Source organism: Pseudovibrio sp. W64, assembly GCF_001623145.1.
GTDB lineage: Bacteria > Pseudomonadota > Alphaproteobacteria > Rhizobiales > Stappiaceae > Pseudovibrio.
The window spans coordinates 508129-523730 of record NZ_LMCI01000038.1 but is presented as its reverse complement, the minus strand read 5'-3'; the positions used below and the strand labels follow the sequence as shown (position 1 = coordinate 523730).

The 15602-nt window shown below is 52.2% G+C and carries 12 protein-coding genes; 8 read left to right on the top strand and 4 right to left on the bottom strand.

From position 1 onward, the window contains the following. Window positions 1–7: 7 nt before the first annotated feature. Window positions 8–1108 carry a TIGR03032 family protein gene (locus PsW64_RS18950; protein WP_063304578.1) on the bottom strand — a complete coding sequence of 367 codons (1101 nt, stop codon included), beginning with the start codon at window positions 1106–1108 and terminating at the stop codon, window positions 8–10. 99 nt (window positions 1109–1207) lie between these two features. Then, the gene (locus PsW64_RS18945; protein WP_208980879.1) at window positions 1208–3934 is read right to left on the bottom strand and encodes an autotransporter family protein; all 2727 of its coding nucleotides are present in this window, start codon (window positions 3932–3934) and stop codon (window positions 1208–1210) included. A gap of 551 nt (window positions 3935–4485) precedes the next feature. Here PsW64_RS18945 and PsW64_RS18940 point away from each other — a divergent pair. From PsW64_RS18940 to PsW64_RS18905, 8 genes are all read left to right on the top strand, one after another. Beyond that, complete coding sequence (locus tag PsW64_RS18940; RefSeq protein ID WP_063304577.1) at window positions 4486–5502, top strand: cytochrome-c peroxidase; 1017 nt, start codon at window positions 4486–4488, stop codon at window positions 5500–5502. A gap of 11 nt (window positions 5503–5513) precedes the next feature. Continuing rightward, window positions 5514–7193 (top strand): methyl-accepting chemotaxis protein, encoded by a 1680-nt coding sequence (locus tag PsW64_RS18935; protein WP_063304576.1) that lies wholly within the window; start codon window positions 5514–5516, stop codon window positions 7191–7193. Between the two features lie 287 nt (window positions 7194–7480). Then, on the top strand, window positions 7481–8545 hold the full coding sequence (locus PsW64_RS18930) for a cell division protein ZipA C-terminal FtsZ-binding domain-containing protein (RefSeq protein WP_063304575.1): 1065 nt from the start codon (window positions 7481–7483) through the stop codon (window positions 8543–8545). Window positions 8546–8717: 172 nt separating this feature from the next. Continuing rightward, window positions 8718–9947: an HlyD family efflux transporter periplasmic adaptor subunit gene (locus tag PsW64_RS18925; RefSeq protein WP_063304574.1), complete on the top strand. Its 1230-nt coding sequence runs from the start codon at window positions 8718–8720 to the stop codon at window positions 9945–9947. Beyond that, the gene (locus PsW64_RS18920; RefSeq protein ID WP_063304573.1) at window positions 9944–11119 is read left to right on the top strand and encodes an FtsX-like permease family protein; all 1176 of its coding nucleotides are present in this window, start codon (window positions 9944–9946) and stop codon (window positions 11117–11119) included. Before PsW64_RS18925 ends, PsW64_RS18920 begins: the two co-directional genes overlap by 4 nt. A gap of 9 nt (window positions 11120–11128) precedes the next feature. Next, window positions 11129–11848, top strand: coding sequence for an ATP-binding cassette domain-containing protein (locus PsW64_RS18915; RefSeq protein WP_244277301.1), 720 nt, complete (start codon window positions 11129–11131; stop codon window positions 11846–11848). A 266-nt stretch (window positions 11849–12114) separates the two neighbouring features. Continuing rightward, window positions 12115–12576, top strand: a complete 462-nt coding sequence (locus PsW64_RS18910; RefSeq protein ID WP_063304572.1) for a c-type cytochrome — start codon at window positions 12115–12117, stop codon at window positions 12574–12576. A gap of 2 nt (window positions 12577–12578) precedes the next feature. Further along, entirely contained in the window at window positions 12579–13184 is a 606-nt protein-coding gene (locus tag PsW64_RS18905) for a cytochrome b/b6 domain-containing protein (protein ID WP_063304571.1), read from the top strand. A 53-nt stretch (window positions 13185–13237) separates the two neighbouring features. Here PsW64_RS18905 and PsW64_RS18900 read toward each other — a convergent pair whose 3' ends face one another. Both PsW64_RS18900 and PsW64_RS18895 read right to left on the bottom strand, forming a co-directional pair. Beyond that, the gene (locus PsW64_RS18900; RefSeq protein WP_063299862.1) at window positions 13238–14329 is read right to left on the bottom strand and encodes a DUF2235 domain-containing protein; all 1092 of its coding nucleotides are present in this window, start codon (window positions 14327–14329) and stop codon (window positions 13238–13240) included. Window positions 14330–14521: 192 nt separating this feature from the next. After that, on the bottom strand, window positions 14522–15592 hold the full coding sequence (locus tag PsW64_RS18895; protein WP_063304570.1) for an ABC transporter ATP-binding protein: 1071 nt from the start codon (window positions 15590–15592) through the stop codon (window positions 14522–14524). Window positions 15593–15602: the final 10 nt, after the last annotated feature.

Genomic DNA, 15602 nt, shown 5'->3' with positions numbered 1-15602 from the left:
CGCTGGATCACGCAGTCTCCACTTGTTTTGAAACGCTGGCGATTGTGCGCAGGCTATTCATTTCTGAGGACGTCGGCGAGGCGCCGGACGGCAATCGAACTCCCGGCAAAGTGCACACATCTAACATCTCTTTCACCACACCTCTAAACCGGATCCACTCCACCACATCCCCTGTGGCAAGGTTGATGACCTGCACTCCGCACCATGGGTCCGCATCACGTTTCCTCAACTCTTCATCCAACGGCAGGCCTTTGAATGAACCGTCACGCGGCAGGGAAAGGCCAACGATGGCGTGATTGTTGTGAAACGCCAGTCCGCGTGCGAACCCCGGCAGGAAACAACGCGGCTGAAACGTGCCACTGGCAAGGTCAATAGTGCCAAGATAGCCCGTGCCTGAGTTAACCACCCACAGCTCACCCTTATGCCAACGCGGTGAGTGCGGCATGGAGAGCTTTTCGGTAATGACCTCATTACTGGCAATATCGATCAGGCAGCCGCCTTCCTCCCGGCGATCCCGCCACCCGTTGATCACGTCCGCCCTACTGACCATGGTCACATAAGCTGGTTTGCCATCCCTGAGTGCAATGCCATTCAGATGGCATCGATCCTCAGCAGCGTGTTTGGAGATGAAATCAGGGGTCCACCAAGGGGCAAACGAGTGGATGGGATGCAAGGTTGAGAGACAGGAGTACATGGTGTTTGCAAAGACGATACTGCCATCGTCCAGGGCCACGATGTCATGAATGTCCAGATCACCCGTCGTGTGCGCTACACGAGGCACATAATACTTATCCGCGTCTCCCACACGCTGGTCTTGTTCCAGAATATTCTCAAACCGGATCACCTGATTGGCTGTACCGAGGATCAACCGTTGCGGTTCTGCCCAAAGGCCCATGGCGCGGCCCGTGCCGATGGCATGAAAATGAATACCACCACTGGGTTTGACACCCACCAGAAATAACTGCCCTGTTTGATAGGAGGAAATGGCAAGCGAGACCTGATTGGTGCTGAGCCAGATCGCCATGCCACGAGAGCACGAGATATCGTTGGGCTCCAACCGCGCCACTGGTTCTGCATTTTGCGCAGGGTTGTGTGTTGAACCAGCCATCTCATCCCCTTTTAGATTACGCTTGCAACAATCTGGGACTATAGGCCCATCCCGCAGGAGGGGCCTCAGCGAGTTATGAGGGCTCGATATCTACGAGGCTTAGAATTTGATCGTAAAATCTAACTCGATGACATGAATGGTCGCGTTGTCACCAAACTGGCCATTGTATTCTGCATTTACAAAAAGGTTGTCAGCAGCGCGGGCATCAAGGCCAACTTCCAGCTCAAATGCATCCTGCGAGATTGGTGCCCCATCCACTCCAAAGGCAGTGCTGCCCGCAAAGGCCAGCAAGGCCGAAGGATCAACATCTCCATAGGCGTGGCGCCAGCTGAGGGCTGCATTGACGTTGAACAAGTCATAGACGTTATAAGCACCCCGCACACCCAGATTGGTGAAGGTGCTATCAAAACTGCCGCCTTGTTTCGTCAAGGCCGCTGTTCCGCCATTCTCCGCAAAGCCGTCTGTGTGTACGTCGATATAGGAAACACCAAGGAAAGGCTCAAACGCGAACGCCTCCATAACAGGAAACTCATAGTTGGCTTCAGCATAAAACTGCCAACCACGGCCTTTATAGCTGCTGTGCTCACGCTCGTTGATGGTCGAGAAGTCCACCGTTCGCGACCCTTCAAGGAAGTGCCAGTTGTAAATACCCGCCAGAACAAAGCCGATGTCTTTGGCCACTGTCTCTCCATAGATGCCGATGGACCATGTTGTTGCGGAGCCGCTGGAGGAGCGCGCATCCTGTTTTACATTTGTGCGGCCATAACCACCCAGAACACCCGCGAGCGTTTCCTCGGCAAATTCCCGGTCATACCCAAAGAGCAAACCGCCCAGACTGTTATCCAATGACGCGGTATCACTGGTTCCAAACGTGTTGGACCATGCCCCGTAACCAATGCCCCAGAAGTCGTTTCGGCGATCTTCTTCCGGCTCTGTGGGATCTTCCGGAGCAAGCGCCGCTGTCACGGAACCAAGTGAGGCGTCTGCATTGCGGATACGGTTGTTGATCAAGGCCATCCGGCGGTAATTGTTCTCAACCAATGCCCCTTGGATGGAGGCATAGATTTCACCGGAAAGGTCATCATAAGCCGCCCGCGCTTCAGCTCCATTGGAAAGAGCAAGCACTGCTTGAGGCAAGGGCGCAGAAAGTGGCAAGCTGTCCAAGCCAACACACGCTGCCGAGCGTTGGTTTTCCGTATCAGCCAAACCGCAGAAGTTGCTGGCAAGTTCTGCGGCGCTGAGTGTGACCGTGGTTGCGCCGTAGTTCAACGTCCAGTCAATGAACAAGGTATCTTCCACACTGTCAAACGTTCCGGTGATACCGCCAGCCGCATCAACAATGGTAAAGGTACCAACAGGTGCAAACGTTGCTCCGCTGGTTCGCACTACACCGCCATTCAACGTGCCATCACCGGAAACATCCAATGTATCGCTTGCAGTCATTCCCGCATTGAACGTGACGATATAGGTCCCATTGGCATCATTTTGGAAGTCACCTGTGATATCTGTTTCCTGAACAACATCATCTCCCCCTGGAGAGAGAATACCGGCGTTGGTGAGTAAATTGCCTGCACCCAGAATGACCTCATCCCCTGAGTTAAACCTTGCGCCACTCAGGTTGTTGAACGCGTTGGTGCCCGCATCTAAGTCGATGCCATTGGTTGACGTGAGCGTGCCGGAGTTGTTGATCGTGTCATCCCCAGTCCCGCCTTTAATGTCGTCAACAACGCCTGAGATTGCGTTGGTACCAGTCAGGGTAAACGTCGTGTCACCGACTGTCTGAATGTTAATGCCAAACGATTGTGCATCGATGGTGCTGTCTGTCAGGTTGACCTGAAAACTATTCGCCGGATTATTTCCGTCGGCAACCAATATCCCATCTGAGTTTGTACCATTAGCGTTGATCGTTCCGCTGTGTGTTACAGTCGCGGTGTTCTCGGAGTACACCATGATACCATGCGCAGCGTTACCACCCGTAGTAATGGTCCCACTCTGATCAATCGTAACAGCTCCCACACCACGAGCACGAGCAAAAATACCACGCGAGTCATTGCCAACGGTGGTCAACACTCCAACATGCGTGATCTCGACATCGCCCGTCCCATCAGACCGTGCAAACAAAGTTGTACTTGCTCCGTCCGTTGTGTTGACATTGCCGGTCTGCGTGATGGTTATGGCACCTGTACTGCCACCTTGCGTGGTCGCATAGATCCCTTGAGCATAATAATTGCCAGTCGTGGTGATATCACCCGTATGAGTAATCGAAATCTCTTGAGACAGGACAACTTCAATGCCTCGGCTGTAATAACCATCCGTTGTAATATCGCCGGTATGGGTGATTGTTACTGCATCAGCGTCCCTCACCTCAACACCAGAGGCGTATTGGCTTATCGTCTGAATACCACCGGTGTGCGTGAGGGAGACATCCCCACCATCTGGGTCCACCTCAATCGCGTTCCGGCCATCTGTCGAGGTGATAAAATCACCTGTATCACTGTTGATCGTGATATCGCCGTTGGACTCAAATAAAATGCCTGGAAGAAAAAAGGAGGGTGTGATGTTTGTCGTGACGTTTTCGATGATCAAATTGGTGTAGGCACCACCCGCGCCGCCCTGGATATCAACCCCAACCGACAAGTCGCCCGAACAGGTTACTGTTGATCCGCTGATGGAACATTGGGGTTGGGGTGACACAGATTGCGCGCGCACTGGCATGATTGCCACGCTCGGCAGCACAATGATGGCCGTAGATAGAAGAAGAGACTGATAGAGACCGCCGGTGTTCAACATCCGTGCAGGTCTGAAAGATGTGACGACGCCGCTCATTTAAACCCTCAGACTACAAAAACTAAGGCACTTAAATCTCTCGAGATACGCCGAGTACTGGTCTCTTTCGTCTGGCAGTGTGCAACTATGCCAAACAGATACACATCAACAGGTTCACCTGAACTGCGAGTGGATGCCTTATAAGCGCAGACAAGCGATTTCGTTAACAAAGAGTTAAGAGGGGACAGTAGCGAGGCACACTCTTGTCACAAGCTTTGAAAAGTAGGGGCACTGGTTCAGCTGGATTCAACTGACGAGGGACATAAGAGATTCTTAGCGGAGTCAAGCTGTAGAACTTACCCCTTCATGCATGCGCTGAGCATATTGAGAACGCTCCTGAGACACTATCGCGTCAGTTCAATACATGTTTTGCAGGCAATCAATGCTTCGTAACTCACTGTAGAACCGCAGTTTTTAGAGTCATCAGTGGAAAGCTATCTAAACTCACATCACATATCAGTGAAGGTGCCTAATCAAAACAATCGATAAGGCATTCATTAACTCTTGCTCAGCTAGGGGATCTCCCTTGTATTTGCTTAGGGGAGAGCATCATGTCATTTCTAGGAAGAGTTGCAGGCTATGTGTCTGCTGCCGTTGTGTTGGGGCTGACCTCATCTCCCTTGAGTGCTGCAGACATCAATTCGCTGAAAGAGCAATATCGCCGACCGTTGGAAATTCCATTTCCAGAGAACGCCCCGTATTCTCCGCAGATGGCAACGCTTGGGAAGATGCTGTTCTTCGATCCTCGCTTGTCTGGTAATAAAAACATCAACTGCGTCAGCTGCCACAACCCGTCCTTCGGTTACGAAGTGCCCGTTCCAACCGCCGTTGGTTCCGCCAACACTCATCTTGGCCGTCAGGCTCCAACAGTCCTCAACGCCGCCTGGGTTGCTCCGATGTTTTGGGATGGCCGCGCCGAAACGTTGGAAGAGCAAGCTGCCGGACCAATCACCAATCCGGAAGAGATGGACGGCAAGTTTGACACCATCGTTGAGATTCTTGACGAGATTCCCGGTTACAACAAGTGGTTTGGTCTCGTCTTCCCACAGGACGGCATCACACGTGACACTGTGCTGACCGCAATCGCCACCTATGAACGCACAGTTGTTTCCGGCTGGTCTCCGTTTGACCGTTGGGTTGAAGGTGAGGGAAATGCTATTTCTGCCTCCGCCAAACGCGGGTTTGAGCTGTTTAACGGCAAAGGCGACTGTGCGGTCTGCCATACGGGTTGGAACTTTACGGACAACAAGTTCCACGACATTGGCACGCCGACAGAAGACATTGGCCGCGGGCTTTATGAGGAAGACAACCCCAAAGCCCAATTCGCTTTCAAAACCCCAGGCCTACGCAACCTGACGTACCGCGCCCCATTCACCCACAATGGCAGTATTCCTGATCTGGAAACCATGATCGCCCATTACAATGCTGGCGGCATCGAGCGTCCATCCAGGTCCGAGCATGTGCGCCCGCTTGATCTGTCTGAACGGGAAGTTCAGGACCTCAAGGCATTCCTTGTTTCGCTGACCGCCGAGCGTACTGAAACGCCAATGCCAACACTGCCAAACTAAGGGCCGGATCCATGACTATTCGCAGTAAAATCTTCATTCCGATCCTTAGCCTCATTGTCGTCGCTATGGCACTGATGGCATTCCTTGTCTGGCAGGCAGCTGAAGGCCGTGAAAACCTTGGCCGTGTGACGCTAAAAGCGCTGGAAGCACAGCGCCTTTCCTTCACCATTGTCAACGATTTTGAGCACGCCAAAGAGGTCGTCGATACAGCACTCGCCATGACCACGTTCATTGAGCCCGAAGAGTTTCGCCGTGAGTTTAAAGACATCAACGCATCTCTGGGCATGGATATTGAGGAGACGCTAGAGGTCGCGCTCAATGACGAAATGCGGCAGGCCGTTCTCTCAGCACAGACCAGCTTTAAAAACTGGAGTAAAGATGCGGCTATCCTGCTGGGTATTACACCATCCCGCATGATCCCAACCAAAGAGAAGATCGAGCGCCACAATCAGGCTCTTCGGGCTTCCATCAACGCGATTGTATCATCCACCGTTACCGCCAGTCAGTCAGCACTTGCACAGGCCAATGCGGATGCACGGCGGCTGAACATCATTTCTCTCAGCCTTGCATTGATCGCAGGTCTTGGCGGACTTGGTTTTGCTCTCTGGCTGGCTAACAGCCTCAGCAAACCAATCGTTTCGCTCACTTCTAAAATGGATGAGCTTGCCTCTGGTGCTGTTGATGTGAACCTCAATCTGGCTGCCCGCAAAGACGAAATCGGCAAGATGCAGGATGCGGTCATGGTGTTCCGCGAAAACGCCATCGCCCGCCGCGAGTTGGAAGAACGTGCAAAGACCGAACGCTCCCGTGAGCAAACTCGCCAACAGCAAAAAGAAGAGGTTGTCGAGCAGTTCCGCGTGGTTTTGGAACGCAATGTATCCATGCTTTCTAACCAGTCTATGGAAATGCGCAGTTCCTCTGAGCGCTTGTTCGATGTGGCCAATCAGGCAACCCAGCAGGCCAACAGCGCAGGCGAAGCCTCTGCCAGCGCGTCACAAAACGTGGAGACCGTTGCAGCGGCAGCGGAGGAGCTGTCTGTTTCTATCCAAAAGATCTCCAGCCAATCCACACGCGCCAATACACTGGTGACGTCTACCTCTGAAATCGCCCAGACCACGGACAATGAAGTCATTGCCCTTGCCAAGTCCGCTGAGCAAATTGGCACCGTTCTCAACCTAATCCGCGACATCGCCGAGCAAACCAACTTGCTGGCGCTCAACGCAACCATTGAGGCTGCACGGGCAGGGGACGCGGGCAAAGGCTTTGCTGTGGTAGCAACAGAGGTGAAAACCCTGGCAAGCCAGACAGCGCACGCCACCGAGGAGATCTCAGCGCAGATCAACGACATTCAGAGTTCAACCCGCAGCACTGTGGAAGCCATTGGCTCCATCACGGCGGCGGTAAAAGAGATCAGCGAGCTGACATCCTCCATCTCTGACGCCGTTGAACAACAACAAATGGCAACCGCAGAAATTGCTGAAGCTGTTCAGGCAGCCTCCGACGGAACAGCATTAGCCGCCAGCAACGTTGTCTCCGTCAGCGGTGCAATCAACGAGACAACCACAGAAGCCGGAGCCGCCAACCAGTCCTCAGCCCTGCTGGAACAAGTCACCAACGACCTCTCCGCCGAAGTAGACACCTTCCTCACCCGCATCGCAGAAGAGGACACCCCGCAGGCAGAAATAGCTTAAGTGAAACGAATAAAACCTGAACTGCAGTAACAGGCAGTTCAGGTGAAGTCGCGCTCTTCTCAGAGAAAGCGAAGACAGAAAAATCAATACGAAGTTTCGATTATTGAGTGCCACCGAGATATCTGACTGGCTACAATCTTATATTGACTGCGCAATTAGATGCCGCAAATACTGCCTAGAGTAGCTTGAACTAAAGAAAGCTACTTTGTGAAGTCTCTCCCCAACTATCTTTCAACGAGATTTTCTTGATCTTGTGTTGGGCAGTCTTTGAAGGAAGCTGGACCAAAATGATGAAGTTGCTAAGGAAACTTTTTTCATCAAAGAACAAGAACATCCAGCAAACACCCTCAGATTTGAACATAGGTGATTTAGAAGAGGTTCCCTCCAGTTTATCTGGTGAGAGAGTCGAAAAAGCTATACCTGGAACCGCCAAACTTCCACGTATAATAGATCTGATCCCACCACCAATTACTCTGCCTCAGGAGTTAAGCGGTCAACCTCTCGAAGACCAAAATGTCGAACCAAACTGGAATATCGACATTATCTCTCGCTTCAAGGCCCGCGAAGTTTTTCTCTGTAAAGCTCTACGAAGTGCTCTCGAAGAAATCCCTCCCAGCTTAGAGCTGACACCGGAGTTTTATGTCGTGACACCGAAGGGCATAACAACATACTTAAGTTCTTCAGATGCACCAACTGAGGGGCAAGAGTTGATTGCCAGCTGGTCCCCACATGAGTTCTCCGAGACAAGCCCTGAGATCGTTCTAAAAGCGCAAGAGGCACTGAGCTCATTTCTTACATCGTTACCCTTTGGCTTTTCGTCCTCAAGTCTCAGCGAAGATTATATCCTTGAAAAATTCGAACGCGTTGAGACGATCAACAATCTGGCACCAGATTGTGTAAGCATTACCGCCTACCTTGATGCAAACCAGACTTTTGATGGCAAAGAGGTATGGAACCTATTGCACACAATGGGGTTCAAATGGGGAGATATGGATTGCTTCCAGTGGGATGACCCGACAGGACAAACTGACTATCTAATCTGGATCGAACCGAATGACGGTAAGATAGGATATGTCCTACCGGAGTTGGTCGCATCAGGTGAGCAAAACTTTATTGAAGTAACCTTTAGCATCACGCCTCCTCTGACCCCATCAGCTGTACATGTTTTTGATCAACTGATGCGAGCGGTCACAATGTTCCAAGAGAAAACGGGCTGTAACTTATCTGCACAAATTGATGATGAGTTCGCTGATAGCCCTGACGAACTAAGAGAAGCAGTCGTTGAACTTTGCGCGGAACTGGAAGAATTGAACTTGAAGACGGGATGCGACGAAATTAGCACCGTTCGATAAACTCGCTTTCGTTGGAATAATCAGATAGCTCCGGTGTTACTCGAGCATCACCAAACACACCCAAAACTCAAATTCCACCTGTGTTACAAATCCGTACAATTTTTGGGTTGCGTGATTTTAATATTAGAATATTAGAAAGTAATAATTAACAAGTCACAGCAGAGGTGGTCCTGTGACCCATCACAATGCGCCAAACGAAGATTTGCCTTTGGAAGACACGGGCATTTCGTCTATTTCGGGTAACGCTCGCAAGGGTTTGCCATTCAAGCGGATTATTCTGCTTGTCCCTGTCTTCATTGCTATCATGTTCACCGGTGGTGTCATGGGCATGTACTTCCAGCCCGCTGGCCTACGCCTGTTTTATGAGATGACAGGGCTGGAGCCGGGTGGCGGAAGCAATCAGAAAATTGCCGTTCCAATCAACACGACAGTGACCAAAGAAGACATTAAAGCGCTGGAAGCTGGCGCTGTGGTGGCACTTGGTAAGCTGATCCCGCGGGACGGCGTTTCTACCATAGCCTTGCCATTCGGAGCAGGGGATGCCCGCATTGCGGAGTTGCCAATCTCAGTCGGTGATTGGGTTGAGACAGGCACTGTGCTCGCCTTGTTGGACAATCGTCCTTCACTGGAAGCCAGTGTTGAGGCAGCCAAGGCGGAAATAGCGGTTTCTGAGGCTTCCCTCCGGCAGGTCCAGCTCTCTATCACAGCCAGTCAGGTGGAGAACGAAGCCGATCTTAACCGTTCCAAAACCAACGCGGATCTGTCACAGGCGGAACTGGAGCGCACCAAGTCTCTGTTTGCCCGCAAAGTGGTTACACAAGCGCAACTGGACCGCGCAGAAGCTGAAGCCGAAAGCGCTTTACTGGATGTAGCTCGCAAGGTGGCAACTCTGCAGCGCTACAGTGGTTCAGCCGATCTCTCTCAGGCGGATGTGGAACTCGCCAAACGCAAGTTACAATCTGCTGCAATCGCTTTGCGCACCGCTGAAGTAAACCTTGAAAAATCTGTTGTCCGCGCACCGTTTGATGGCACCGTGCTGGATCTGCTGGTGCAACCCGGTGAGCGTCCATCTTCTGCAGGTCTCATTGAGTTTGGCAACACCCGCGAAATGACTGCGGAAATGGAGATTTACCAGAACCAGATTGGCCGTCTGAACATTGGCGATGCTGTCATCTTACGCGCAGAAGCTTTGACGCAGGAACTGCGCGGAACGCTGACAGAGATCGGGCTGATCGTCGGACGACAAAACATCATTAGCGTAGACCCCGCCGCAAACACGGATGCCCGTGTGGTGACAGTTGTTGTGACGTTGGACGAGACATCATCTGAACTGGCGGCGAACCTCACCAACCTGGAAATCCTCGGATACTTTCAGCCAGCAAACGATGAGGCAGCCAAGTGACCCGTTTTCTCACATGGATGCTGGGACGATTGCCCATTGGCTGGTTGCAGCTGACGCACAACAAAGGCCGCTTTGCCGCCGCACTGGCTGGGGTGGCTTTTGCCAACGTGTTGGTGTTCGTGCAGCTCGGCATGATGGGGGCTCTGACTGGCTCCACTTTGCAGCCCTATGAGCTGTTTGAGGCGGACATTCTGATTTCCGCATCTGATGCAAAATCCCTCACCGAAGGCGGCAATGTTGCTCGTGTGCACATGCTGGAAGCGCTGACCCTGCCGGAGGTCGCGGCAGCAGCTCCTGTTTACATTGCCAAGGTGGACTGGCGCGTGCAGAAAGACCAGATCGCAGGTTTGCAATTGGTTGGGCTTCCCATCGAAGCCATTGATTTCATGGCTCCGGTGCTGCGTCCTCAGTTTTTGCAGTTGGCTTTGCCCGATACAGCACTGGTAGACCGCAAAACACGTGGTGGAACAGAGGAATTCTTCAACTCACTTTCACCTGAAACACCCGCTGTGTTTGAAATGAACAACCGTCAGGTTAAGCTGATCGGCACCTTGCAGATTGGCGCTGGTTTCAGTGCAGATGGCAATCTGGTGATGTCTGACCAGAGCGTCTTGCGGCTCTCACCCTCCCGCAGTTCCGGAGCACCAGACCACATCTTATTGAAGGTGCAGGAAGGTGCTTCTGTTGAGCGGACAGTTGAACTGCTGAAGCAGGTATTGCCTACAGATACCTTGAAAATCCGCAGTTTCGCCAAAGCAGCATCCGATGAACAAGCCTACCAAACCTCAGAAAAGCCAGTGGGCATCATTTTCGGATTTGGCACTATCATTGGCGTGCTGGTGGGCATTGTCATCGTGTATCAGGTTCTCAGCACAGATGTGGCCGATCACCTGAAGGAGTATGCAACCTTCAAGGCGATGGGGTTTAGTCAAGGGTTCTTCCTCAGCATCATCTTTGAGGAAGCCATGGTCCTTGCAGTGCTTGGGTTCTTCCCCGGGGTGTTTGCTGCCATGGGCATTTACAAAATGCTGGCATTGAAATCCGGTCTGCCTGTGGGGCTCACTCTGGCGCGGGCGCTTATTGTTTTTCTCGGCACGTTGGCCGCCTGTGCACTTTCTGGAACCATTGCAACGCGTCGATTGGCTCATGCTGATCCAGCCGACCTGTTCTAGGAGGCACTGATGATGACATACACACCACATGCTCCAATCAGCGTCTCCGGTCTCAACCATTGGTTTGGCGAAGGAGAAGCACGCAAACAAGCTATATTCGACGTTAACTTCGAGATCGAAAAAGGCAGTTTGACCGTAATGATGGGTCCGTCCGGGTCCGGCAAAACCACGCTATTGACGCTCATGGGTTGCCTACGTGATGTACAGAAAGGCCAACTCGCCTTACTGGGGCATGAATTGCACAGTGCAGACGAGACAATGAAGATCATGTTGCGGCGACGCCTTGGCTTTATCTTTCAGGCACATAACTTGCACGAAAGCCTGACGGCGACCCAAAACGTACTGATGGGGTTGCAGGTTCACCAAAACGGTGTGAAGGCAACCGTTGACGCGGCACAGCAGGAGAAGGCTGCACGGCATATGCTCAGCATTCTGGGCCTGGAAGATCGCAGTGATTATCTGCCCGCCCATCTTTCCGGCGGACAGAAACAACGCGTTGCTATCGCGCGCGCACTGGTTTCCTCACCAGATATCATCTTTGCAGATGAGCCGACGGCTGCTCTGGACAAGGACACCGGGCTAACAGTGGTCAAGCTGCTCAAAGAGTTGGGAGAGAAGCGTGGCATCACCACGGTGATGGTCACTCATGACAACCGTATCCTGCAATTGGCAGATCGTATTCTGACCATGGATGAGGGGCATCTGGTTGAGGAAGCTGTACCTGCATGATCTCTCAAACGAATACATGCAAGCGCCCGTTACACCTTGCGACAAACTATTACAACATTCCCGTTGAAGCGATAGTTGGCTCAACTATTCTAACCTCAAGCAAGCTCAAATCATTCTTATACGGGTATATACATAACTAGAACAAGCAAAGACAAGAAATAGATAATGGCAGCCAATGCGGCGCCAGAAGATTTATTTCAGATAGAACAATCAAAACAAAAACACTCCCATCAAATACTAGGCAATCACCAAACACGGAGAAATCCATGCGTAAACTATTGATCACTGCGCTGGTCGCTATGACTGCAACTTCAGCTTTTGCAGCAGACACAACCAAAGACGACGTCGTAGAAGCCCGCCGCGCTTACTTTACTCTGCTTGGGCATGATATGGGCGCTTTGGCAGCCATGGCAAAAGGCGAAGTTGAGTACAGTGCTGAAAAAGCAAAAGCGGCTTCTGGCAACATGATGACTGTTGCCAGCTACAATGCAGCTGGCCTGTACACTCTAGGCACATCCAACGCCGACCTGCCGGGCAAAACCCGCGCCCTTCCGGTGATCTGGGAAGACATGGCTGGCTATCAGGCCAAGGGAAAAGAATTCTATCAGGCACTTGTTGCATTGAATGATGTCGCTGGCGAAGGTCGTCCTGCATTGGGCAAAGCACTCGGCAAACTTGGCGGCACCTGCAAAGGCTGCCACAAAGAATTCCGCGCGAAGGACTTCTAAAAATGACGGTAGCGAGCGCTGATCATTCCTTGGAAACGCAGAAGAAAACAGGAGCCCCTGTTTGGGACCTACCACTGCGCCTGTTCCATTGGCTTTTCGCAGGCAGCGTTGCCGCCGCGTGGGGTTTGGGCAAGTTTGGGCCAGACGTTATGACGCTGCATTTTTGGTTTGGCTATGCAGTGCTCGCCCTCATTGCATTCCGACTGATCTGGGGTTTCATTGGCTCAGAGACAGCTCGTTTCTCAAGCTTTGTTTACAGCCCCAAAACGCTGTTCTCCTACATCGCAAAACTGCCAAAACGGCAGGCAAGCAACTGGAAGGGACATAGCCCGCTTGGCGGCCTGTTCGTTTTCCTTTTGCTTGGAGTGATTGGAGCGCAGGCAGCACTGGGTCTGTTCGCAGATCCGGAGGATTACATCAATGTTGGGCCATTGGCCTCGTGGGCGGGGATAGACAGCGTCCGCACTGCATTGGCGTGGCATGGCATATTAGCCCGTGCAACGCTCATTCTGGTGGTTCTGCACGTGGCAGCGATCTTCTTCTACCGTTTGTGGAAGCGGGAAGATCTTGTCACCCCTATGATCAAAGGCTCTCGAAAAGCCAAGTGATCTTCGCAATAATCAAGCCGGGGCAGCAACATCTGCTCCGGCTTTTTCTTTGCCTAAGAGGTTTCAGTTTCCAGTGCCTTAGCCGTCCGCTTGATCAGCGGTTCCTCAATCGGGTTATTTTCTATCATCCAGGGTTTGTAGCTGATCTCCGGATTGCTCGCCCGCTTAAGCACACTCGGATGAACGTGCGGTTGCCCGCGTTCTCGTGCGTTCATGTCCAGCCGCGGCCACATTCTTTGCTTCACTTTGTAGATGTACTCAAAGATGCCTTCACGCGGATTGTGGATCGTGCCTGTCTCATCCGGATTCAAATTAGCAACCAGCGCTTTGCGACTGCTTTCATGAATGCGCAATCCATTTCGTTCTGCGTGCTCCAGCATCCAATTGAATGTGATGTCTGAAAGTCGGGAATCCTCATAGCCACCGCCAATATCAGTGTGCACACCTGCAAACCAGGTCTGCTGCATGATCTGGTTTGGCGCTGTACTCTCATTCCACAGGACAGGATGGAACACCTCACGCTCATCATCAATGGATAGGGCCTGGTAAGCATTCTTCACGGCTGCAGGCAATGTCAGGTCATGGAACTCATGTTTGAAGCCGGGGAGCTTATTGATGGCAGCGGAAAGGGATTTCCATGGCAAGCCAAGCGCTGCGACCGTATCCCACACGCCGATAAACTCAACATCTGCCCACATATTGTGGTGCTTTTCGCGAAATTCCTGTGCTTTGGCTTTTCGCGCATGACAATCACTGATCTGGTAAATCTTGTAGGCTTTGGCGATCAGTTCTGGTCGGGATTTTGGCAGGATGCCGAACATCTCGATGAAGCCTGCAAGGCTACGCACAGTGGTGGCGCCGCGGCTGAAGCCGAACAGGTAGATCTTATCCTTGGCCTGATAATTCTCGAAGATAAACTGATAGCATTCCATCAGGTTCTTGCTGATGCCAAGCCCGGTCGCATTGCCCAGTAGACGCGTAACACGAGAGCGGTGCGCTTTCGTGCCCAATCCGCGATCATAAAACAGCACTTGCCGTTTGGTTCTGTTTTCGCAAATCCTGAAGAGCTTATAGACGTTCGTGTCCGGACCTTCGCCGCCCTCCTGACCGGTTCCGTCTGAAAACACCACTATGTTCTTTGCCATGGCCAACCTCCCAAAACTGCAGTGTCACTTAAACTTAATCAGCAAACGCAGGTAAGTACAGCTTATGCGAGTACCCACACTTCATGCACCCCACACATTCTCATGAGCCAAACAAAAAGAAACCCGGAGAGGGGGATCTCCGGGCTTCTGTTTTAGAAGAGAGGGTTCGGATGGAGGTGGCCGTCCTAGCCCTTATGCTTCTGGCAAAAAGGCCAGCCCCTCTTCTTTGAGGTGGATGAAGGCTTCTGCGCCTGTTGGAATAACCGTTGCACTCAGGTTATGATCAATGGCGAACAACTTGCCAAATCCAGTGTTGAGGGAGTACTGGATCTGGTTGCCGAGATAAGCTGCGTAAGCAATGCCCGCAGCGATGCCATTGGTCCCATCTTGTGTAACGGTGATGCCTTCTGGACGGATCGCCAGCTTACCGTGCTGACACGCTGGACCAGAGTAAGGCAGAACAACAGAGGCCCCACCAACTTTCAGTGAAACTGTGCCTTCACTGAAACCTGCAATCTCACAATCCACCACGTTTGCATCACCAATAAAGTCCGCAATAAATGCAGAATTCGGCTGGTTGTAGAGCTCGCGTGGAGTGCCAGACTGTGCAATCTCCGCTTTGTTCATCACGATGATGCGGTCAGAAACAGCCATCGCTTCTTCCTGATCATGCGTCACATAGACAGCTGTCAGGCCAAGCTTCTGCTGGATTTCGCGGATCTCTTCACGTACATGACGACGCAGTTTCGCATCAAGGTTAGAAAGCGGCTCATCGAGCAGCAGCACTTCCGGCTCCAGCACAACAGCTCGAGCAACTGCCACGCGCTGCTGCTGACCACCGGAAAGCTCGCTTGGCAGGCGCTCGCCGTACCCAGCCAGACCAACCATCGCCAAGCCTTCTTCTGCTTTGGCTTGAGCTTCTTTGGCAGGCACCTTGTTGACACGCAGGCCGTAGGACACGTTGTCGACCACGCTCATATGCGGAAAGAGCGCGTAGGACTGGAACACCATGGACACGTTGCGGTACGTCGCCGTTAGGTGCGTGACGTCCTTGCCGCCGATGTAAATGGTGCCTTCAGTTGCGGCTTCCAACCCAGCGATGAGACGCAGAGTGGTGGTTTTACCGCAACCACTTGGGCCCAGCAGAGTGACAAGCTCACCCTGCTGGATTTCCAGATTGAGAGGCTTCAGCGCGGTGACAGAACCGTATTTTTTGACGACATCCCGGAACTGTACAGAGCCTGCTTTTTGCATAATAGACATGATTTACTCC

Coding starts and splice junctions, on each gene's coding strand:
- PsW64_RS18935 (WP_063304576.1), top strand. CDS start 5,514: ATGACTATTCGCAGTAAAATCTTCATTCCGATCCTTAGCCTCATTGTC.
- PsW64_RS18915 (WP_244277301.1), top strand. CDS start 11,129: ATGATGACATACACACCACATGCTCCAATCAGCGTCTCCGGTCTCAAC.
- PsW64_RS18895 (WP_063304570.1), bottom strand. CDS start 15,592: ATGTCTATTATGCAAAAAGCAGGCTCTGTACAGTTCCGGGATGTCGTC.
- PsW64_RS18900 (WP_063299862.1), bottom strand. CDS start 14,329: ATGGCAAAGAACATAGTGGTGTTTTCAGACGGAACCGGTCAGGAGGGC.
- PsW64_RS18930 (WP_063304575.1), top strand. CDS start 7,481: ATGATGAAGTTGCTAAGGAAACTTTTTTCATCAAAGAACAAGAACATC.
- PsW64_RS18905 (WP_063304571.1), top strand. CDS start 12,579: ATGACGGTAGCGAGCGCTGATCATTCCTTGGAAACGCAGAAGAAAACA.
- PsW64_RS18950 (WP_063304578.1), bottom strand. CDS start 1,108: ATGGCTGGTTCAACACACAACCCTGCGCAAAATGCAGAACCAGTGGCG.
- PsW64_RS18940 (WP_063304577.1), top strand. CDS start 4,486: ATGTCATTTCTAGGAAGAGTTGCAGGCTATGTGTCTGCTGCCGTTGTG.
- PsW64_RS18945 (WP_208980879.1), bottom strand. CDS start 3,934: ATGAGCGGCGTCGTCACATCTTTCAGACCTGCACGGATGTTGAACACC.
- PsW64_RS18910 (WP_063304572.1), top strand. CDS start 12,115: ATGCGTAAACTATTGATCACTGCGCTGGTCGCTATGACTGCAACTTCA.